This window comes from Nostoc sp. XA010, from assembly GCF_020829625.1.
Lineage (GTDB): Bacteria > Cyanobacteriota > Cyanobacteriia > Cyanobacteriales > Nostocaceae > Nostoc.
Window position 1 is genome coordinate 38,925 of record NZ_JAIVFX010000017.1, and the last position, 21,947, is coordinate 60,871.

At 41.2% G+C, this 21,947-nt stretch carries 15 protein-coding genes; all 15 read left to right on the forward strand.

Going from position 1 to position 21,947, the window contains the following annotated elements; genetic code table 11:
• The first annotated feature begins 619 nt into the window (after positions 1 to 619).
• Positions 620 to 3,289 (forward strand): ATP-dependent chaperone ClpB, encoded by a 2,670-nt coding sequence (clpB, locus tag LC608_RS22545; protein WP_229555642.1) that lies wholly within the window; start codon positions 620 to 622, stop codon positions 3,287 to 3,289.
• Between the two features lie 172 nt (positions 3,290 to 3,461).
• A complete protein-coding gene (locus LC608_RS22550; protein ID WP_229555643.1) occupies positions 3,462 to 4,838 on the forward strand; it encodes a glycosyltransferase in 1,377 nt (458 codons plus the stop codon).
• A gap of 624 nt (positions 4,839 to 5,462) precedes the next feature.
• Positions 5,463 to 10,124 (forward strand): hormogonium polysaccharide biosynthesis protein HpsA, encoded by a 4,662-nt coding sequence (gene hpsA / locus LC608_RS22555; RefSeq protein WP_229555644.1) that lies wholly within the window; start codon positions 5,463 to 5,465, stop codon positions 10,122 to 10,124.
• A gap of 163 nt (positions 10,125 to 10,287) precedes the next feature.
• A complete protein-coding gene (gene hpsB, locus LC608_RS22560; protein WP_229555646.1) occupies positions 10,288 to 11,040 on the forward strand; it encodes a hormogonium polysaccharide secretion pseudopilin HpsB in 753 nt (250 codons plus the stop codon).
• Between the two features lie 66 nt (positions 11,041 to 11,106).
• On the forward strand, positions 11,107 to 12,117 hold the full coding sequence (gene hpsC / locus LC608_RS22565; protein ID WP_267871169.1) for a hormogonium polysaccharide secretion pseudopilin HpsC: 1,011 nt from the start codon (positions 11,107 to 11,109) through the stop codon (positions 12,115 to 12,117).
• Between the two features lie 38 nt (positions 12,118 to 12,155).
• Positions 12,156 to 12,881: a Tfp pilus assembly protein FimT/FimU gene (locus LC608_RS22570; protein ID WP_229555648.1), complete on the forward strand. Its 726-nt coding sequence runs from the start codon at positions 12,156 to 12,158 to the stop codon at positions 12,879 to 12,881.
• A 194-nt stretch (positions 12,882 to 13,075) separates the two neighbouring features.
• Positions 13,076 to 14,035, forward strand: coding sequence for a hormogonium polysaccharide biosynthesis glycosyltransferase HpsE (hpsE, locus tag LC608_RS22575; RefSeq protein WP_229555649.1), 960 nt, complete (start codon positions 13,076 to 13,078; stop codon positions 14,033 to 14,035).
• A 21-nt stretch (positions 14,036 to 14,056) separates the two neighbouring features.
• Positions 14,057 to 15,049 (forward strand): hormogonium polysaccharide biosynthesis glycosyltransferase HpsE, encoded by a 993-nt coding sequence (gene hpsE / locus LC608_RS22580; protein ID WP_229555650.1) that lies wholly within the window; start codon positions 14,057 to 14,059, stop codon positions 15,047 to 15,049.
• A 2-nt stretch (positions 15,050 to 15,051) separates the two neighbouring features.
• Positions 15,052 to 16,134: a glycosyltransferase gene (locus tag LC608_RS22585; protein WP_229555652.1), complete on the forward strand. Its 1,083-nt coding sequence runs from the start codon at positions 15,052 to 15,054 to the stop codon at positions 16,132 to 16,134.
• Complete coding sequence (locus LC608_RS22590; protein WP_374108429.1) at positions 16,100 to 16,666, forward strand: Tfp pilus assembly protein FimT/FimU; 567 nt, start codon at positions 16,100 to 16,102, stop codon at positions 16,664 to 16,666. Before LC608_RS22585 ends, LC608_RS22590 begins: the two co-directional genes overlap by 35 nt.
• 32 nt (positions 16,667 to 16,698) lie before the next feature.
• Positions 16,699 to 17,346 carry a TIGR04282 family arsenosugar biosynthesis glycosyltransferase gene (locus LC608_RS22595; RefSeq protein ID WP_229555654.1) on the forward strand — a complete coding sequence of 216 codons (648 nt, stop codon included), beginning with the start codon at positions 16,699 to 16,701 and terminating at the stop codon, positions 17,344 to 17,346.
• A 346-nt stretch (positions 17,347 to 17,692) separates the two neighbouring features.
• Positions 17,693 to 18,535, forward strand: a complete 843-nt coding sequence (locus LC608_RS22600; RefSeq protein WP_229555656.1) for an HpsJ family protein — start codon at positions 17,693 to 17,695, stop codon at positions 18,533 to 18,535.
• Positions 18,536 to 18,649: 114 nt separating this feature from the next.
• Complete coding sequence (locus tag LC608_RS22605) at positions 18,650 to 19,558, forward strand: glycosyltransferase family 2 protein (RefSeq protein ID WP_229555657.1); 909 nt, start codon at positions 18,650 to 18,652, stop codon at positions 19,556 to 19,558.
• Between the two features lie 491 nt (positions 19,559 to 20,049).
• Positions 20,050 to 20,814: a DUF502 domain-containing protein gene (locus tag LC608_RS22610; RefSeq protein WP_229555658.1), complete on the forward strand. Its 765-nt coding sequence runs from the start codon at positions 20,050 to 20,052 to the stop codon at positions 20,812 to 20,814.
• Between the two features lie 396 nt (positions 20,815 to 21,210).
• Entirely contained in the window at positions 21,211 to 21,852 is a 642-nt protein-coding gene (gene nusB / locus LC608_RS22615) for a transcription antitermination factor NusB (RefSeq protein ID WP_229555659.1), read from the forward strand.
• Positions 21,853 to 21,947: the final 95 nt, after the last annotated feature.

A 21,947-nucleotide genomic window follows, 5' to 3' on the forward strand; every position in this document is an offset into this window, starting at 1 on the left:
GACTTTAGCTATTAGCCTCGGAATTTATTCCCAGGCGGGTTAACAACGAAGCGAAAGATTTATTTGATGCTGGTAATGATAAGCCTTAAAAAGGAGCGAATTAAGCCACCCACTAAAATCCCTATCAAAGGCAATAAAGCTGTAGAAAAATCTACACCGATGTCTTGAAAAGTTGAGCTACATACGGGGAGATTGATTCTTGCAGCACACTGGTATCTCATCTAGGAAACCCAGACGCGGAAGATTTTCGCTTTTTACCTTACCTTTTTAGGCGGGTAAGGGGATCTTCTCTGCGTAAATCCTATTAATATTACACCCATACAGTCTGTTGATGAGCAACACTAACAGCGACGCCAAATAGCCCGTCGTAAATATCGCTCTAATAGCACCATTTGGAAAAGTCCGTTCAGAACAGTGTTTTGGTTTTAAATTAGGAAATAGGTAATGGATTAAACTATTGCCAATTACCAATCCAAAATTGCCACTGGAGATACACGCGGACGCTGAGAATGTTTGGATAATTAGGGACTAGGAAAGAGTTTTCCAATACCCAGTCCCCAATCCCAAACACGCAATCCCCAATCCCTAAACTAAAAATCAAAATTCCAAAATTATAAAGATGCAACCTACAGATCCAAATAAATTTACTGACAAAGCCTGGGAAGCGATTGTTAAATCTCAGGATATAGTCCGTGCTTATCAACAACAGCAGCTAGATATTGAACATTTAATTATTGCCCTGTTAGAAGAACCCACTAGTCTAGCAATACGTATCCTGGCTCGATCTGAGGTCGATCCAATCCGCTTGCAACAGCAGCTAGAAGCCTTTACCCAACGTCAGCCCAAAGTTGGAAAAAGTGATCAACTTTACCTTAGCCGCAGTTTAGATGTTTTGCTAGACCGAGCTGAGGAAGCTAGAGCCAGGATGAAAGACTCCTACATTTCCGTGGAACACATACTTTTGGCCTTTGCTGAAGACGATCGCGTTGGACGAAAGATACTCAAAGGCTTTGGTGCAGATGCAGCTAAACTAGAAGCTGCTATCAAAACCATTCGCGGTAGCCAAAAGGTGACAGATCAAAGCCCAGAATCGCGTTATGAAGCCTTACAAAAATTTGGTCGAGATTTGACAGAACAGGCAAAATCTGGAAAACTCGACCCGGTGATTGGGCGGGATGAGGAAATTCGGCGGGTAATTCAAGTATTGTCTCGTCGTAGCAAAAATAACCCTGTACTCATTGGTGAACCTGGGGTAGGTAAAACTGCGATCGCAGAAGCATTAGCACAGCGAATGGTAAATGGTGACGTTCCCGAATCTCTGAAAAACCGCAAACTCATTTCTTTAGATATCGGTAGTTTGATTGCTGGGGCAAAATTACGAGGAGAATTTGAAGAACGCCTGAAAGCTGTCCTCAAGGAAGTTACAGAATCTAATGGTGACATCGTATTGTTTATTGACGAACTACATACCGTAGTTGGTGCAGGTTCCACCCAACAGGGGGCTATGGATGCCGGAAATCTGCTCAAACCCATGCTGGCGCGAGGAGAATTACGTTGCATTGGCGCTACTACCCTCGACGAATTCCGCAAACATATTGAGAAAGACGCTGCCTTAGAACGTCGCTTTCAGCAAGTATTTGTCGATCAGCCAAGCGTGGAAAATACTATTTCCATTCTCCGGGGATTGAAAGAACGCTACGAAGTGCATCACAACGTCAAAATTTCTGATTCGGCGTTGGTAGCAGCAGCAACCCTATCAGCACGTTATATTAGCGATCGCTTCTTACCAGATAAAGCCATTGATTTGGTGGATGAAGCAGCAGCACAGTTGAAAATGGAAATTACCTCCAAACCAGCAGAATTGGAAACCATTGATCGCCGCCTCATGCAGTTAGAAATGGAAAAGCTGTCATTAGCTGGCGAAGAAAAGGGTATTCCCCAAACGAGAGAACGTTTGGAGCGAATTGAGCAAGAAATTGCCGATTTAACGAAAAAGCAGCAAATATTTAATGAGCAATGGCAAGGTGAAAAGCAGATATTGGAGGCGATAAGCGCCTTAAAGAAAGAAGAAGATGCGCTGCGAGTGCAAATTGAACAGGCGGAACGTGCTTATGACCTAAATAAAGCTGCCCAACTGAAGTATGGCAAATTGGAGGGAGTGCAGCACGAGCGCGAAGCCAAAGAAGCGAGCCTTTTAGAAATTCAAAATCAAGGTTCCACGTTGCTACGAGAACAAGTCACCGAAGCCGATATTGCCGAAATCGTCGCCAAATGGACAGGAATTCCCGTAAATCGCCTGTTGGAATCAGAACGGCAGAAATTGCTGCAACTAGAAAGTCATTTACATCAACGAGTCATTGGGCAAGAAGAGGCTGTAGAAGCGGTAGCAGCAGCAATTCGTCGCGCCCGTGCGGGGATGAAAGATCCCTCTCGTCCCATTGGTTCATTTTTGTTCATGGGCCCCACAGGTGTGGGTAAAACCGAGCTTGCCCGTGCTTTAGCTCAGTTTCTCTTTGATTCTGATGATGCATTGGTGCGCTTGGATATGTCTGAGTATATGGAAAAACACTCAGTTTCTCGGTTAGTGGGAGCGCCTCCAGGATACGTAGGCTATGAAGAAGGCGGTCAGCTTTCCGAGGCGGTTCGCCGCCGTCCTTACTCAGTGGTGCTGTTGGATGAAGTCGAAAAAGCGCACCCCGATGTGTTCAATATTTTATTGCAGGTGTTGGATGATGGGAGAGTTACTGACTCTCAGGGTAGGACGGTAGATTTTCGCAACAGCGTTATTGTCATGACCAGTAACATTGGTAGCGAACATATCTTGGATGTATCTGGTGATGATTCCAAATATGAAACAATGCGGAAGCGGGTAATGGAAAACTTGCGATCGCATTTCCGCCCAGAATTTCTCAACCGCGTCGATGACATTATTCTTTTCCATACCTTAAATCGCACGGAAATGCGGCATATCATCCGTATTCAACTCAAACGGGTCGAAAATCTCCTACGTGAGCAAAAAATCTTCTTTGAGATATCCCAAGCAGCCTGTGATTACCTTGTCGAATCAGGCTACGACCCAGTTTATGGTGCCCGTCCACTCAAACGGGCAATTCAGCGAGAAGTAGAAAATCCCCTCGCCACCAAGTTATTGGAAAATACTTTTATCTCTGGAGACACGATTATCATTGATAAAAATGAAACCGGTCTGTCTTTTAGCAAAAAAGTGCTAGTGAAGGTATCAATGCCGCAAACTACTGTCAAGTTGGTTAAGTCAGCACCAGAATCGTAAAACTTAATACACCGTTAATAAGATGTAAATAAAACTAGATCGCCCTATTTTTCTGATTCGTCAGGTGAGAATGGGCGATCTAGTTTGTATTGGAGTACAGATATTACTGGGTAATTCACAATACAGCGAATAAAATAGCAAGAGCAGATTTCCTCTCCTGGAGATTCCTATTATGAAAGTAATTCAAGCTCTTGCTCGTTATTTTCCAGATAAATGTGGTGGTATTCAAGTAAACCTCAACGATTTACTGCCAGAATTGCGATCGCTCTTAGCGTTGTCGGAGCCATCGCATGATATTGACATCCAGATAGCAGCAGCCAAGTTAGGTTCCCCACATGGTGATGCTTACAAGTACAACGATGTAGAAGTTTATCGATATCCTGTATTCCCAGTACCTAGAACACAACCGAATCACGGTCAATTTCCTCATGGAAAATTTGAAGATTTTGCTAATTGGCTATCTCACCAAAAAGCAGACATCTATCATCAGCACCATTGGGAAGTATCTTGTGGATTGCCTCATCTACGTTTAGCAAAAGAATTAGGCATGGCAACGGTGGTAACAATCCATTATCCTCTACCCTTATGCCAGCGAACTACTCTGATGTTCAATGGACAACAGGCTTGTGATGGCAAAATAGATGTGGTGCGTTGTTCCCAGTGTGCTGATAGTTTGAGCAGAAAGCTACCAGCTGCAATGGTCAAAGGTTTTAGCTATCTGCCCGAAGCTGTTTTCGGGAGAGTACCATTGCCTGTAAGTGCTTATCTTCCTGCCTCAGTAGACAAAGGCAACTTAGGACAGTTTGTGCGTCCTTTTGTAATACCTGGTTATGTTACTGCCCGCAAAAAAAGCCTGCTAGAAATGGCAAAATTTGCTGACCGCATTGTAGCAGTGTGTGATTGGCTTTATGAAGCTTTACTTATTAATGGCATCCCTGAAAAAAAACTCGAACTCTCTCGATACGGAATTTCTTACGCTACACAAGAAAAATCAATACAGGTAAAACAGCAATCTAGCACTTTAAAAGTAGTTTTTTTAGGACGCTGGGATATATATAAAGGTATTGATATCTTAGTCCGAGCAGTTAAAGATTTACCTGCGGTGATTCCCATTGAATTGATAATTCATGGCATAGCGCAAGATGAACGATATCGCCAAACAATCTTTAACCTAATTGACAATGACCCTCGAATTCGGGTAGAGAAGCAACTAACTAGAGTTGAACTTCCCCAGGCTCTAGCCAATTATGACATCCTAGCTGTACCTTCCCAATGGTTAGAAACTGGGCCAATAGTAGTCTTAGAAGCCCATGAAGCCGGCCTCCCTGTAATTGGTTCCAATTTGGGGGGTATTGCCGAACTTGTAAAACATGGCATTGATGGTTGGTTAGTAACTGCTAATGAGACTAAAGCTTGGACTCAAGCTCTTGAGCGATTAGCAACAGATACTAATTTACTTAATCAATTGCGCCAAGGTATTAAACCTGTTCGCACAGTAAATATGCAGGCAGCAGATTTAGCAACCATATATAAAAGCCTACAACGGTAGTTTCAAAAATCAAATACTAGTCCTATAGTCTGTGCAAACGACAGTGTAATTCAGCTATTGACTATTAAACCTAATTACTGCGTATTTGCTTGCAATTATGAATATTTATTCTACCGCCTCCCTACTACAGTGAGGTTTTAAATTTTTTCATATTATTTTGCCCCTAACTGATATTTTTCTTTAACAGGTGGGTACTATAACTTTAGTATGCTGACAACATTTTTATAAAGCTACCTTTGAATGAAATAGATTTCTACAAAGTTAAGTTTAAATTATACTATTTCTCTATCAAAGTGAGCTTAATTAGCCTGTGAAAATGCAGGTTTTGTTTCTGTAACCTCAGTATTCCATAGAAGGATAAATTTTATTTAATAAGCAGGCATAAATTAAATAATTTCGATAATTTCAGTATTTTTCGGTATTAACCAAAAAATGAACCCATGATATAAATTGAATAAATCGTATTTGTTAATTTGCTACTGCATTTTTAACAATATTTAAGCAAGGTTAGGTTTCACATCAATTAAAAGTCTCATTTTTAGTTAAAACTTACATAATAGGCTGAATTAGCTATAAAATCAACATCTTTGAATCTGTAAACAAACACTTGGTAGGGGAGCTTCTATGTCTGTAAGACGCAAGTTATTCAAGGCAGTAATATTTAATTTAAAAAAACTTAGCAGCCAAATTTTATCTACAATAAAAAAGCAAATTATTTGGCTATTAAGAACTATTTTTACCACTAATAGAAGGCGTGGTACGGGAAATGCTGGGTTTGTTTTGCCAACGGTAGCGATGGTGTCTGTAGTTGTTGTACTATTAACAACAGCAATTCTATTTCGCTCCTTTGAACGCTCCAAAAATGCTAGTAATGTTCGAGTAAATGAGGCTGCACTCAACGCTGCAACTCCAGCAATTGACCGCGCTAGAGCTAAATTAAACAAACTATTTAAAGATGGGAGTTTACCACGAGCTACCCCAACAGATGATGCATTGTATTCTACTTTGGATGGGAAGATAAATGAATATACATTTGGAGATGAAACTCAACTTAGGCTGGCTTTAAATAATCTAGAAAAAGCAAAAAGAACTGAAGATATTGAAAAGAATAAGGAACTAAAAACTGCATGGCTATATCCTGTCGATACCGATAACAACGGCAAATTTGATAGCTACACCCTTTATGGCATTTACTTTAGAAATCCTCCTATTAACGCTGGTGTATATAAATATGGTAGAAATCCCTTAGAAGCCAGAACTCCGCCCATGACTGCTAGTAATGTAAGCGGAGATTGTGGAGATACTCTGGGCACGAGTGCCACCTTAGTAGGTAATACTGGTTGGTTTAAGGTGGGTAATAAGTTGAAAAAAGCCTTTTTTGTCTACACAGCCACTGTTCCTATTACCAGCCCACCTGCTTCTAATACTAATTATGAGGCTTACAAAGGTAATAAAAGCTTTTCTGGTTTAGAGTATCAACAAGAGCGTATCCAAATTCCTGTAGTTAACAATGCTGTTCTTTATGAAGATGATATGGGACTTAGCCCAGGCCCTGCCTTCAGATTGAATGGACGAATTTTTACCAATAGTAATTTTCTCACTGGTTCGCCAACAAATAGTGTCCAGCTATATCAAGTTAGTAGTAGAGCATCGTGTTTCTACGATGCCGACAATGCCAAAATAGTAATTGGTGGAAACTTGGGTGCTGGTGGCTTCACAGATACAAGTGACTTAGGCAATGTCACTAAAGTCCATTTATTTAGAAAAGGAGAAGCCACAGATCCTGTTGAAGTCGATTTTGCAAAATCAACTACTCCAGCAGCAAACGAAGCAAACTTGATCGCTTATAACAGCCTCGCTTACACGCAGCGCATCAATCGCCTTGTTAACGCCCAAATAGCTACCACAAACCCTGATCCCGCAGAAGTTACAAGCGGTATTCAACAACAAAAGGATAAGCTTGGTTTAGCAAGCTTATCCACAGCAGAAGAACTCACACTCCGTAAACAACAGCTACAGCTTTATTTTCAAAAGCGCACCCGCCGCGTACCTTATAGAGAAGTTCCTTCTGGAAGCACTGAATCAGTTGCATTAGGTGCATACGTCACAACTACTCCGCTTCAAGGTAGTGGTGATACCCTACGCCCTGTAGATGTTTGGATGTATCCTACCAATCCTACGGATGGGAAAACGGGTACTGGTTACAGTAATTTGACACTAAGTATAAGCGGTAATCAACTAATACCTGGTGCGACGGAACCCACAACACTACAAAAAACCTATGACGGAAAAGAACAATCCTTGGGTGACAGGGTTGTAATTGGTAATAATCTGCCGCAAATCTGGTGGGATAGCAATCAAAACCGATTTGTAGGGCCAGATTTTCAAGATACTCAAAATATTAGTGGTGTTAACTGGAATCTACCAGCAACACCTTCTATAACTCGCACACGCCGCTCTCGCGTAGAAATACTAGCTGATTTAGGCTCTACAGACCGAGATAAAGATTGGGAAGTAGCAGCAGCTCAAGTGCCGGCTAACATACAAGATCCTGTTGGTGGTTTACGAGTGGTAACTGGTGCTGGGATTTATTTGCCTAATACTTTCACGCCTGCAAGTACTGACTTTTCTTCAGCTGCCAGAGAAATTTGGTCTGATCTGATGCCGGTGCCTCAGTCTCCAGCACCCCTAAAAAAGACTATTAAGCCATATTGGATGTATGATTACTCTTCTGTAGACGTAACTAATTACTCCTCGATAGAGTATAAATGGCCCGAAATTACCGATCCAACTAAGACGCCATATTTGCGGATGCGGGCTACAGCTGTTTATCACTACAAGGCTGCTAGCTACAACAAGCAAAATCCACAACCCATAGCTTGTGTTAGTAGCTTTTACCTCCCTACTAACAGCACTACTGCTAAAAATCTATCAACACTTCCAGCTTGGGCTTCAGATGCTAGTAGTTCAGCTACAGGTGGTCTATCCAACAACGGCATAGTTTACGGCCCTCCAACAAGGACAGAGACTAATTACCAGGCACTACTAACTTATCAATCCCAATTAAAATATCCAAAAGGAGATATAAAAGGAGATCCAAAACGTCCACTAACTCCTCCAACTACTAATCCAGATTATTTAGCTGGACGTTCTATAGATGATGAACTACTAGCAAAGGCTTTAGCAAAAACAGCAGCAAATCGTACTCTTTCGGAACAATCTACAATTCATGCTGCAATTTGCGCCCTACAAATTTTAGACGGCAGTATTTCTCCAGTAATCAGTACACCTCCTATTCCTCACGGTGCAATTCGAGAAACTGCCTTTTTAGATGCAAGACAGGTTAAGGCAAATCAAACAACTGATACAAGTACTGATTACGATCTTGAAAAAAAAGACAGACAACCTTTAGAGATTCGCGCCACCGTATTAGAGATTAACTCCCTTCGCACAAGAACAATTGGTGGAGAAACTCCAGCGCAAGAATACTTACTGCCAAATAGCGGTATTATCTATGCCACTCGCGATGATGCACTGCCAGATTTGAGTTCAACGAAGACAGATACAGAGGCGAAAAAACTTGAAAGCCCAGTGGATTATAAGGTTGATCCAACTCGCCGTCCTAACGCTATTATGCTAGTCAAGGATGTCAGCAATGCCATTATGCCTGTCCTCAACCGCCAAATCAAAATCGGTCGCGGCACAAGTAATAACTATCGAGATGTCGAAAAAGGGTTAATTTTAGCTACCAACTTACCTGCTTACGTTAATGGAGACTTTAATCCTCACACTCAAGAAGAGTTCACAACGGCATTGGCAGATAATTGGAGCAATTTCTACACTCGTACCAAAGCAGAGCGCAATCCGAATTTCGCGTGTCGTCCAAGTGACACAAGGCTACCTAACTGTACAACTGGGGATGAATGGCGTCCTGCATCTGTGTTGGCAGATTCTGTTACTTTACTTTCTAATAACTTTAGATTGGGCTTCCGCGAAGAGGGAGATTATGGCTGGAGTAATAGTTATAACGCTCCATTCCCAATACCATCTGGTTTCTCACAATACAATAGCTTTGTCCCCCTAGCTCAATGGCGTAACACCACTACAGGCATACCCAAAGACCTTGTTCCAGATGTTGATGGGAACTCAACTACAACAGGGTTTCAAGGTAGTTCCTACCTCAATAACTTTGTGACACCAATTGTGCTACAAATACCACCAGGGACGTATTTGACGGAAGTTTGTTCTGCAACTAACGTAGCAGATTGTAGTGATCCTACAAAGGCGACAACTGCATGGACAATCCAGACAGCCTGTGGAGGTGGAGGAGGTAATACGTTTTATAACGGTCAAATTGTTGGTAAAAATGGAAACCCAGACAATAGTCGATTAAAAACAGGATACATCTTTGACGATCCAGAGACGGATTATTCAGGAGGATGCTTTCCTGCAACCGCTCCTCGAAGAATTGCTTTTGTACGTGATGCGACTGGTCGGTTAGTTACTCCTCTTAGAGTCTTAGGAGTTGATACCACCAACCCTGGCGATGTACGACAATTTCCTCTAGGATCAACAACATCCACTACAGGGACAACGCTATTGCCACCACCTAACAATGTGTTCATGCCCTGGCTGAAGCCTGTTATAGATGGTGGCGTTGTCCGTAGCTTTGAACCGGTTCTACAAATTAACCAACCCTTTGCTACTCCTCAAAGCCCAAATAACAATGATCTGATTACCGCTGGAAGGCACAATAATTGGTTGCAAACAGCTACTGAAACTACCTTTAATTTAATTGCTGTGGCTGGAGATACCCCAGCGCGTCCTACGGAAGAGAATGGTGGTCTACACAACTTTGTGCGCTTCATAGAAAACTGGAACCCAACTGGAGGAACAGGTGATGCCATTAAAGCTAGAATTAGTGGCTCTTTCGTCCAGATTAAACGAAGTGCCTATGCCACAGCACCATTCAACACATCCATATCAACTCAGTCCAATAATTACCAGTATCCGATTGAAGGCAACACCAGCAGAACTCCTTTCTATCTGGCTCCTACACGGCAATGGGGTTATGATGTCGCACTGCTATCTCAGTCGCCTGACTTATTAGCCCAAAAATTGGCGACCATACCAGATGATTTGCCAGATGAGTACTTCCGAGAAGTTGGTAGAGATGATACCTGGATAGCAAATTTGTTGTGTGCAAAAGACACGAAAGGAACCGTTGCTACCAGCGATGATACTAATGCTCTCGATGAATCTCAACGTCCTGCTAACTGTCCATAATAGACCTCTTGCAAAAATTCTTGAATCACCCCTCCCCAACCCTCCCCTTGTGAAGGGGAGGGCGCAAGATTTCAAGTTTCCCCCCTTTATAAGGGGGGATTAAGGGGGGTCTATTCGACTTATGCAAGAGGTCTAATAAAATTTCAGAAGTTGGTGATTAGAAATGATTAAGCACAAACAACAACAAAGCCAGCCTTCTGGTGAGTCTGGCTTCACGATTATTGAGTCGTTAGTAGCACTACTTGTAGTTGCTATTTTACTAACAGCGATCGCACCTGTAATAGTTCTGGCAACAGCAACGCGAGTTCAGTCTCGACGGGTGGAACTGGCAACCCAAGCGGCAAAAACATTCATTGATGGCATCAGAACTGGAGCTATTACAGCGCCAAGTACAGTCATTGACGGAACACTTGCTCCTCCTGGTTCAGGTGCTGCGGCCAGACGCCTTTCAAATGTAGCAGCTATACCAGCTACACCAACTACACCACTTATACCAGGCGTAACAGGTAGACCACAAGACTATTTAATTAACACTACAAATATGCCTGCTCCTACATCAGCAACCGATCTAACTAGTCTGTATTGCGTTAACAAAAATGGTCAGCTAAATCCGCCCGGTTGTAGTAGTACTAGTACGGATAATTCATTTTACATTCAGGGTGGTAAAATTACTGGGACAGCAGATAGCTATCGTCTGGGAATTAGGGTTTATCGAGCAGATGTTACAAGTGCTGACTTTCCCTTAACAGCCAGCACTGTTAATGGTCCTAAAAACACACAAACACCTTTTACTGGCGGATTAGGTAGCCGCAAAGCACCATTAATTGAAATGACAACCGACATTGGCAACAGTACCACTACATTTCAGGCTTTATGTCAACGGCTGGGTACTGCGACAAATCAAACTTGCCAATAAAAAACTAGACAATTTTAGATTATGCGATGCTCACTGTGCATTTATCACTAAAGAGAATATCACAATATGGTGAGGACACTAAAATTTTTACTCAAAAGCCAGCTGAAAGGCTCTAGGTTAGTTCAGCAAGTTGGCGGTTTTACCCTAATTGAATTGTTGGTAGGCATGATTATAGCCTTCGTAATCATCACGCCGTTGCTAGGATTCATGGTTAATATTCTCGACACCGATCGAAAGGAACAAGCCAAGGCAAATTCTGAGCAAGAAATTCAAGCTGCACTAGATTACATTGCCCGTGATTTACAACAGGCAATCTATATTTATGATGCTACTGGAATCGAAGCTATTAAAGCTCAATTGCCTAGCTCTACTGCGATAGATAGAGTTCCTGTGCTTGTCTTTTGGAAACGAGAATTAGTTAGTCAAGCAATTACAATTACAGGTACAGGTACAGACGCTCAAAAAGATGATACTTTTGTTTACTCGTTAGTTGCCTACTATTTAATTAAAGACGCTACTACTAGTACTACTTGGTCTAACGCTGCTCGTATCGCCCGATGGCAAATTAGCGATGGTGTACCAGCTAGTACTGGTGTTGATTGTACTGGTTATACTGGCAAATATATTAGTGGTAATTGTCCTAGTCCAGGTTTTGCTTTATTTAAGCTTGATGGAATAGGCACAATAACAGAAAAGATGAATGCTTGGACAAAAGCTACAGCAAATTATACTGCCGATACCATAGCACTTGTTGACTTTATTGATCAAACCAAAACTGATGACGCTTCAAATCCCGCACCACAACGAGTAGAATGTTCTACTGACCCTACTATCAACGCACAGTTAACAGTATCACCAGACACAGCTACTTTCAATACTCGTAATACGGCTAAAATGACTGGTTTTTATGGCTGTGTTGATCGAGTTAACACAACAGCACAAGTATTTATACGAGGCAATGCACTTGCTCGTATGGAAAACGACTCAAATAGAATAAAATACGCTGATAGCAAAAAAACTTATTTTCCGACTGCAAGCATACGAGTACAGGGGCGCGGATACTTGTTTACTAAATAAGTGCTGAAAATTCAAGGATTAATTAATGGCAGCTAATTATGGGAAAGTTAAGTTTGAGATTATTGCAACTAATCCACAGAAATGCAAAAAGCAAGCAGCCATGTTTAGTTAACAACCTGCACTACGCCTCTAGATACACCCAACAGGATGCTGGTTTTAGCTTGCTAGAATTAATCGCAGTGATGGTGATAATAGGAATTCTATCTGCGATCGCAGCTCCTGGTTGGGCTGCCTTTGTAAATCGGCAACGGGTAAATAAGGCTAACGACGCTGTTTTAGCTGCATTACAAGAAGCACAGCGCGAAGCTAAAAACAAAAAACTTAGCTACAGTGTCAGCTTTCGGAAAAATAGCACAACCCAAGAGGTTGCTATTTATTCTACCAAAAAGAGTGATGGTAGCAATTTGCCTTTTGCTGAAATCAGCACATGGAAACCTTTAGGGGCAGATGTGGGAGCCAATTCTGATAGATTTTTGCTGGGTGCAAATCTTAGTGGCGAAAACACTGCCAATACTGTTGTTCCTCTTGTATCCTACACTTTAAGTGCATCAACAAAAATTACCTTTGACTATATGGGGACTTTACCAACTGCAAACTTTGGAACACCTATAGCCCCTTCGACAGAACCACCTGGGTTAAAAATAGTGGTAGCTGTACCAAGCTCTACAAATTCTACATTGGCTAGTAGTGTAAAGCGATGCGTCATTGTGAAAACTCTCTTAGGATCAATGATCACAGCAAAAGACTCCCCCAGCTGCGACTAAGTAGTTTTTATAGTAATTTTTTATAAAAATACGTAATAATACTGGATATAAAACTGCACATTGATAGCAAAATTGAAACATCATGTGCAGTTTTAGTGTTTGATAGATATATTTAATAGTTAGCAACAAATTAGCTATTGGCTGAACATATAAAAAGCGTTCTAATCAAAATATCAAAATGTAACTTTTGTCAAATGACTGAAAACCTTGACTTTACTGTAGCTATCCCAACTTATAACGGTGAAAGTCGTTTGCCTGAACTACTGGAGCGCCTTCAAAACCAACTTCACACCGAAAATTTCTCTTGGGAAATTATAGTTGTAGACAACAACAGCACTGATAACACAGCTAAAATTGTTCAAGCCTATCAAGAAAATTGGCGGTGTCCTTACCCTTTAAAATATTGCTTTGAAGCGCAACAGGGGGCAGCTTATGCCCGAAAAATGGCAGTTGCAGAAGCTAAAGGTAAATTCATAGGTTTTCTAGATGATGACAACTACCCAGTATCAAATTGGGTATCCGCAGCTTATACTTTTGGTGAAAAGTATCCTATGGCGGGAGCTTATGGCAGCCAAATTCACCCTGACTGGGAAGTAGAACCACCAGAAAACTTTCAGCGAATTGCTCCATTCTTGGCAATTACAGAGCGAGGTAATTTACCGCTATTATATGAAGCAGCCAAAAAATTGCTACCACCCTCAGCCGGACTTGTTGTCCGTAGACAAGCGTGGTTAGAAAGCGTACCAGAAAAGCCTATTTTAACTGGTAGAGTTAAAGGCAATATGCTTACCAGTGAAGACTTAGAAATGTTGTCTTACATCCAAAAATCAGGATGGGAAATTTGGTATAACCCAGAAATGGAAATTTCTCATAAAATACCAAACTCTCGCTTACAAAAAGATTATTTAATTCCATTTTTTCGGGGTATTGGACTTAGCCGTTATGTAACTAGAATGGTAAATATAAACCATATTTATAGACCAGTTGCTCTTGTAACTTATATGATAAATGACCTGCGTAAAATAATTTTACACTTACTCAAATATCGATTTAAGCTAAAGCACGATTTGGTAGTTGCTTGCGAAATGGAACTTTTTTTAAGTAGTTTTATTAGCCCTTTTTATCTTTGGAAAAATGGATATTTAAAAAAATAAATTATCAAAAAATCAAGTATTATGACTGAATTAACAGTTGAAAGTTTAGACATTAGCGTAGCCATTCCTGCATATAATGGAGCAACTCGCTTACCTAAAATTTTAGATAAACTCTTAAGCCAGACAGGAGTAGAACAACTTAGCTGGGAAATTATTATTGTAGATAACAATAGTTCTGATAACACATCTGAAATCATTCAGAATTACCAAAAAATATATGATGGAAACTGTCATTTAAGATATTTTTTAGAAACCGAGCAGGGAGCAGCTTTTGCCCGATTGCGGGCAGTACGTGAAGCCAGAGGACAGCTAATCGCATTTTTAGATGATGATAACTTACCTGCACCTGATTGGTTATCAGAAGCATATAGCTTTGGATTGGAGCATCCTCAAGCAGGTGCTTGGAGTGGACAAATTCATGGTGATTTTGAAGTCAAGCCGCCAGAAAATTTTGAAAGAATTCAAGCTTTTTTAGCTATCAGAGAACATGGCTCAAATCCACATTTATTTGATGCAGACAGTTTAAGGCTTCCTCCTGGTGCAGCGCTTGTTGTCAGAAAAAAAGCATGGCTTGAAAATGTACCAAAACGACCTAATTTAAGTGGTAAGTTACCTGGTATTTTGGTACAGGGTGATGACTATGAACCATTACTTTATATACATTATGCAGGCTGGCAAATTTGGTATAACCCTACCATGCATACTTATCATCAAATACCACATTGGCGACTTGAGCAAGATTACCTCTTAACTTTGGCACGCGGCTGTGGATTGTGTATTTTCCAGCTACGCTTGATAAATACTAAAAAGTGGCAAAAACCGATAGTCTTTGTTAAAACTGTTTTAGGGAATTTACGCCGAGTATTACACCATCTCATTAAGTATAGAGGGCAATTTAAAAATAATCTAATTCCAACTTTTGAAATGGAGTTTTATTTGGCTAGCATGATGAGTCCTTTTTACTACTTTCAATGTAATTTAGGCAAAGTATTAAAAAATAAAATAGCCCTATAGCAATGATTAAATCTACTAGCAGAAAATTGCCAAAAATTTCTGTAATCATCCCTGCTTACAATAGCGAAACAACGATTAAGCATACAATTCAATCTGTTTTAAATCAAACTTTTTCTGACCTAGAATTAATTATAATTAATGATGGTTCGCAAGACTCAACAATAGAAGTTATTACAAAAATTCAAGATTCACGAATAAAAGTATTTTCTTACCCTAATGCTGGTGGGAACGTCAGCCGTAACCGAGGGCTACACCTTGCAGTTGGGGAATTTGTTAGTTTCTTAGATGCAGATGATCTTTGGACGCCTGATAAACTTCATTCTCAGTTAAAGGCTTTGCAAGAAAACATTACTGCAAAAGTTGCTTACAGTTGGACTGATTATATTGATGAAAATGGTGAATTTATACTTTCAGGCAAGCGCGTTAATGTAAATGGAAATGTTTATGAAAATTTGTTATTAAATAACTTTCTAGAGAATGGTTCCAATCCCTTAATTTGTAGAACATCTTTAATTGAATTAGGTAGCTTTGACGAATCTCTAAGCGCGGCTCAGGATTGGGATATGTGGCTGCGATTAGCTTCTAACTTTGATTTTGTATGTGTGCCATCTGTACAAATCTTATATCGCATAAGTGGTAATTCAGTTTCTTCCAATCTTGTCAGACAGGAAAAATCCTGCCTGCAAATACTTGAGAGAGCTTACAAGGAAAGCTCCTATCTACGAGATGCTCCTGCGCGTTCGACACTAAAGCATAATTGGAATACAAGCCTAGCAAATTTATACAAATACTTGACCTGTAAAGCGCTACAAAAGCCGTTTAACAAAAAAAAAGGTCTAGCATCTGCTACATTTTTGTGGAAGTATTTTCTTCATGATCCTTTAAGACTTCAGAATATAAATTTCACCTTAAGACTATTACTGAAAATTGTCATAATCCTTATGATGCCTAGCTTCCTAGACAATATTACTAAGCAGCGCGAAGTAACAAGGCAAGAAACTGAAACATTGCTCAACGGCTGGGTAGTTGAAAAGCGACCAGAAGACAAAAATGGATATCCGAGTGCAGTTAATGTTTCTAGTTAATTCAAAAAATCTTTTGAATAAGGAATCTAGTCATGGTTTTACCCTACTAGAAACTTTAGTAGTTATTTTATTAATTGGTATATTAGCCACGGTGGCAATACCCAACTGGCTAGGTTTTGTGCAGACTCGCTATCTAAATACTGCTCAAAGCGAGGTTTATTATGCTATGCGCCAAGCCCAAAGCCAAGCTAGTAAGCAAAAATTGACTTGGAAAGCCAGCTTTCGTGAACAAAACGGCATTATTCAATGGGCTGTTCATCCTGCTTCAGTAAACCCATCTAACGCTAACTGGAATAATCTAAATTCCAATGTGCGCTTAGATGCGGAAACAACCTTACAAGAGTCAAATGGCATCAGACAAATCCAATTTGATTACACAGGTAATGTCAGTCAACCGCCACTAGGACGGATAACACTATCAAGCAAGTCTGGTGGTAAAGTTAAGCGTTGTGTTGTTGTTTCTACGATTTTAGGAGCAATGCGAATGGAAAAAGAACATACCACAGCCGAAAACGATAAGTATTGCTATTAAGATATTTTTAGTTTATTCAAATAAGGTATTGTGTGCTGAACTTACCAGCAATCTCAAAACAGCACCTGATTATTTTCACTCGCTATCCAGAACCAGGTAAGACAAAAACCCGATTGATACCTGCTTTGGGAACTGTTGGTGCTGCCAATCTTCAACGGAAAATGACTGAACATACAATATTTCAGGTTCAAGAATTGCAAAAAGCCATTGCCATATCTGTAGAAGTGAGATTTGCAGGTGGGGATTCGCAACTTATGCAAGACTGGCTGGGGTTGGATTTGGTTTACCAGTCTCAAGGTGAAGGCAATCTAGGTTCGCGGATGGCGCGATCGCTTTTCGATGCCTTTCAATCTGGTGCAGAACAAGCAATTATCATCGGTACAGATTGTCCGGGAGTCAATGCCCAGATTCTAGTAACAGCCTTTGAGAACTTACACGCCTTTGATCTGGTACTTGGCCCTGCGATCGACGGTGGATATTACTTAATTGGGTTGCGCCAACCCATCCCGGAGTTATTCGTTAACATCGAGTGGGGAACTGCTCAAGTATTCCAGAAAACCGTGGAAATTGCTCAGGAACTTAATTTATCTTATGTGAACTTGTCGCCTTTAGGTGATGTTGACCGACCGGAGGATCTGCCAATTTGGGAACAAACCCTTGCAAGGGAAATGAAAAAATAAGGGGAATATAGCTATTTTTATATGGATGCAAAACTCACTAGGGGCGCACATTTGTGCGCTCCTACAATATGCGACCGATTGAGAACTCTAATAAGGGAAATCGGGTAATTAATGAGTCTTTTCTTACAGCCCCGCATCATGTTCGTATCTTAAAACACCACAAATTTCCTGAAGACACTGTACATAACAAATGTTACTCTGGCCTAGTTGAAAACCAAGAGGCAGATAGCCTTTACCAATATTGAATCTGCTTTCTGTTTCTATACAATAGTCACGGTCATAGGCACAATATTCAAGTAGCTTGAAATATGAAAATCACTCGTATTCACCGCCAGTTCAAAAAACTATGGTTAACCGTTTTACTTCCGTGAGTACTAGCCTCACACTTAAGGTAGTTGGAATAATTTGCATTTTGTCGTTTTTTGTTGACTTTTTGATTCTCTTGTTACCCTTTCAACCAACTGATCGGGTATGGCAAATCAACTTGGCAACAGCGCTAGTTGATCGGGGAATTGTGCCTCTAGTTGGTTTGGGGCTGCTGTTTGCTGCCTATTGGATTGATAGTGCTGATACAGCAAGCGATCGCCCCCAAGGGATCGATTTAAGATTTCCTGCCGTGATCCTTTCAAGTATTTTAGGGTTAATGTTTTTGCTGATTTTTCCCCTGCACCTCAATAACGTCAATCAAGCTAAGGCTCAAACACTTAACCGTATCGCCCAAGAAGGAGATCAGGCAGAAACTCAACTGAACAATCGGTTCTCACAATTGCAAGCACAACTGAATACTGAGCAAGGAAAAGCTCAACTAAATCAACTGCGAACCCAAACCAAAGCTCAGTTTAGTGAAATCCTCAAAGATGAGCAAAGATATAAACAAACAATTGAAAGCTCTCAAATTCCCGCAAATATCAAAGAGTTGCTAACGAAGGCTAAAACAAATCCCCAAGTACTTGATAAAGCTATTGAACAACAAACAGATATTCAGACCCTGCGAACTCAACAATTAAGCCAAGTTCGCCAGCGCAGAGACGAAGCAGAGAAACAAGCTAAAGATACTGCTTGGAAGTCTGGACTGCGGATTGGGATTAGCAGTTTGCTGTTGTCCATTGGTTACATTATCATTGGCTGGACAGGCTTAAGAGGCAGGGGTGCTGTACAAGGTAGTAAACCTAGAGCGGCTGCACGCTAATCCATTATCGGTATGGCAGTAGGACGTTTAACGGCTGATACTGCCATACGCCTAATAGCTAATAACAATAAAAAGGCAATTATCACTCAGTAAAATCGCTATAAAACTTGGGTAATGTTCTCAATTTACATACTGACATATAACGAAGAGTTAGATATTGCTGCTTGTATCGAATCGGCGATGCTATCGGATGACATCATTGTTGTGGATTCATGCAGTAGCGATCGCACTGTGGAAATCGCTAGTCGCTATCCCATCCGCGTCATTCAACACGCTTTTGAAAGCCACGGTCGCCAACGCACCTGGATGTTAGAGTCTATCCCTCCGAAGCACGAATGGGTTTACATTCTCGAAGCTGACGAGCGCATGACACCAGAACTGTTCGCTGAATGCGAAAAGGCAAGTCAGAGTCCTGACTACATTGGTTACTACGTGGCTGAACGTGTCATGTTCATGAATCGTTGGATTCGCTACAGCACACAGTATCCCCGTTACCAAATGCGCCTCTTTTGCCACGGTAAGGTCTGGTTTACAGATTATGGTCATACTGAACGGGAAGTTTGTGAGGGTGCAACTAGCTTTTTAAAAGAGACATACCCACACTACACTTCCAGTAAAGGGTTGAGTCGCTGGATTGACAAGCATAACCGTTATTCTACAGACGAAGCTCAAGAAACGCTATATCAACTAGAACAGGGAAAGGTCAACTGGCAAGATTTATTCTTTGGCAAATCGGAAGTCGAAAAACGCCGTGCCTTGAAAGATTTGTCTTTGCGTTTACCCGCCAGACCGTTGCTACGGTTTGTATATATGTATTTTATCTTAGGCGGATGTTTAGATGGACGCGCCGGATTTGCTTGGTGTACATTGCAGGCATTCTACGAATATCTGATTTTGCTCAAAGTCTGGGAAATGAAGTATTTACCAAAACCTAATTTAGACACGACAGTAATTGTGGCACAGGAGAGTACACAACAGTTACAGTGTGCGGATTCTGAAACAACACAGGCTGATGTAGCGTAAATTTTGAAGCTGCGATCGCTTACAACGGACGGATAGGCTGCAAAATTTTAAAAGTAGGGTAGCACATCTGTGCTGCCATAGTCGGTCTTACATTTAGACAAAAACTTCCATAATCATAAATTAATATTTTTACCAGAACATTTTCATAAAAGCCTCTCCTGCTCAACTGACCAGATAAAATAATTCCTCTGTTTATCCGCTCGTACTTTCACAATCATGAGCAGCTTTTGATTGAGCGCGATAGATTAGTAATACCTAAGAACTTGCAACAATCGTTTACAAGTCTTCCAAAGAAAAGTAACATCCTTTGAAAATAACCAGTCGGCATCAGATTGGTTAATGTCTATGTGTATGCTTGTAGGAAAATAGCTGATTTCCAGCAACAAGTACGTATTTTTGCGTCAGTAGCCAGGCTGCTAGCGTTTTGGACAGTTACTTGCCGTAGAAACTGCCTAAAGTTAAAGTCTGCGGAATTTGACGAATCTGCTGGTATGAATACCAATAACAAAAGTTCCTCTAGCTTAAAACAGGAGAATCGGGGCTTGGTAATCGATCGCCTAAAACAGGACTTAAAAAACGACCTGATCGCTGGTTTGTTGGTAGTAATTCCCCTAGCAACTACTATCTGGCTAACGATTACCATTGCCACTTGGGTAATCAACTTCCTCACCCAAATTCCCAAACAACTGAATCCCTTTGATGGGCTAAACCCAATTTTAGTAAATTTACTGAATTTATTAGTAGGGTTGGCTGTACCCCTATTAAGTATTTTATTGATGGGCTTGATGGCTCGCAATATTGCTGGGCGGTGGTTGTTAGATTTTGGTGAACGATTATTACAGGCAATTCCCTTAGCAGGACAGGTATACAAAACCCTTAAGCAGCTTTTAGAAACAATACTAAAAGATTCTAATGGCAAATTTCGCCGAGTAATTTTGGTAGAGTATCCCCGTCGAGGAATTTGGGCGATCGGCTTTGTTACTGGTGCAATCAGCAGTGATATCCAAGCCCAGATGCCTCGCCCCGTGCTAAGTGTTTTTATACCTACTACCCCCAATCCGACTACCGGATGGTACGCAGTAGTTCCTGAAGATGAGGTGGTAAACCTCTCCATGTCGATTGAAGACGCTTTTAAAATAGTTGTATCAGGTGGCATTGTCGCCCCCAACACGCCCTTGGTTTTCCCCAAAGAGTCCACACTGGAAGTGAAACACAACGAAATCAAGCAGCAGGTTGTTCCCGTTGAAGAAAGTTAACAAAACAGAATTCAGAATGGGCTAAACGCCCCGCTACCGCTAATAGAATTGAATTCTGTGTGACACTTCTCTACGAGAGGCTGCGCCAACGACAAGTTTAGTGGCTACTGGCGGATAGCGCAGCATTAGCTAGTCCTCGTACTTCTGCAAAGAAGCAAGCTAGCAAGAGCGTCTAAATAAACGGTGAAACACTCACGCGTAAATGAAAATTTGGTGGTCTACAATTTAGTGGCGGGTCTGAATTCCCGACTTTCTTATTCTGTATTCTTCTGCAAAATTAATCTGGCATAGTCACAAGCAAATGCGTAATGTTGTTTGACTGTGCAAAAAAATTGATACAATGGTAGGTTTGTCCCGTCTAGTTAATTAGTTCTTACGTAATCACCCCTCAGTTTTATGCAACCTCGTAAACCCCAGCAAATTGCTCGTGAATTGGCGCTTCTAAGCCTTAGCCAATTGCCAGTCAACCCAAAGAAATTAGATAAGTTGGAAGACGATCAACTAGTATCCAAGTTGGTGCTAGGAGCAGTACGTACTCTGACCTCAGAAGTGCAAGATACCCTCGATAATGCCGCAGGTGAACTGCAACGCAGTAACGATCGCCTTTTAAGTAGCCAAACTCGCGCCTCCGACCTCAATAGTGCCAGAACAATGCTGCAAGAAGCGATCGCCTGTACTCAGACAGCAATCAATCAGTTGGGTACGGCAGTTGATTTCCCAGTATTGATTCAGTTAGCTAATCAGGATAAGGGAGTCCGTAATTACGCTAAAGAGCTTGTGATTACCGTCAACGAAAATCGACAAATTATAGATCAACTGCTTTCTACTGCCTTAGTAGATTGGCAAGTAACTCGCCTCGCTCAAATTGACCGCGATATCTTGCAAATCGCTGTGGCTGAAATGAAGTTCTTAGGAGTTCCAGACAGTATTGCCATCAACGAAGCTGTAGAGCTAGCCAAACGCTACAGTGGAGACGATGGTCATCGGTTTATTAACGGTGTTTTGCGCCGAGTCACTGAGCAGAAAAAGACAGCATAGCCTTTTATAATTACTTGCCAAAGTGAGGGAGCAGGGGGAGCAGGGGAAGCAGGCGAAGAAGAACTATTGATTATTGCCCAAGGCCCAATGCCCCA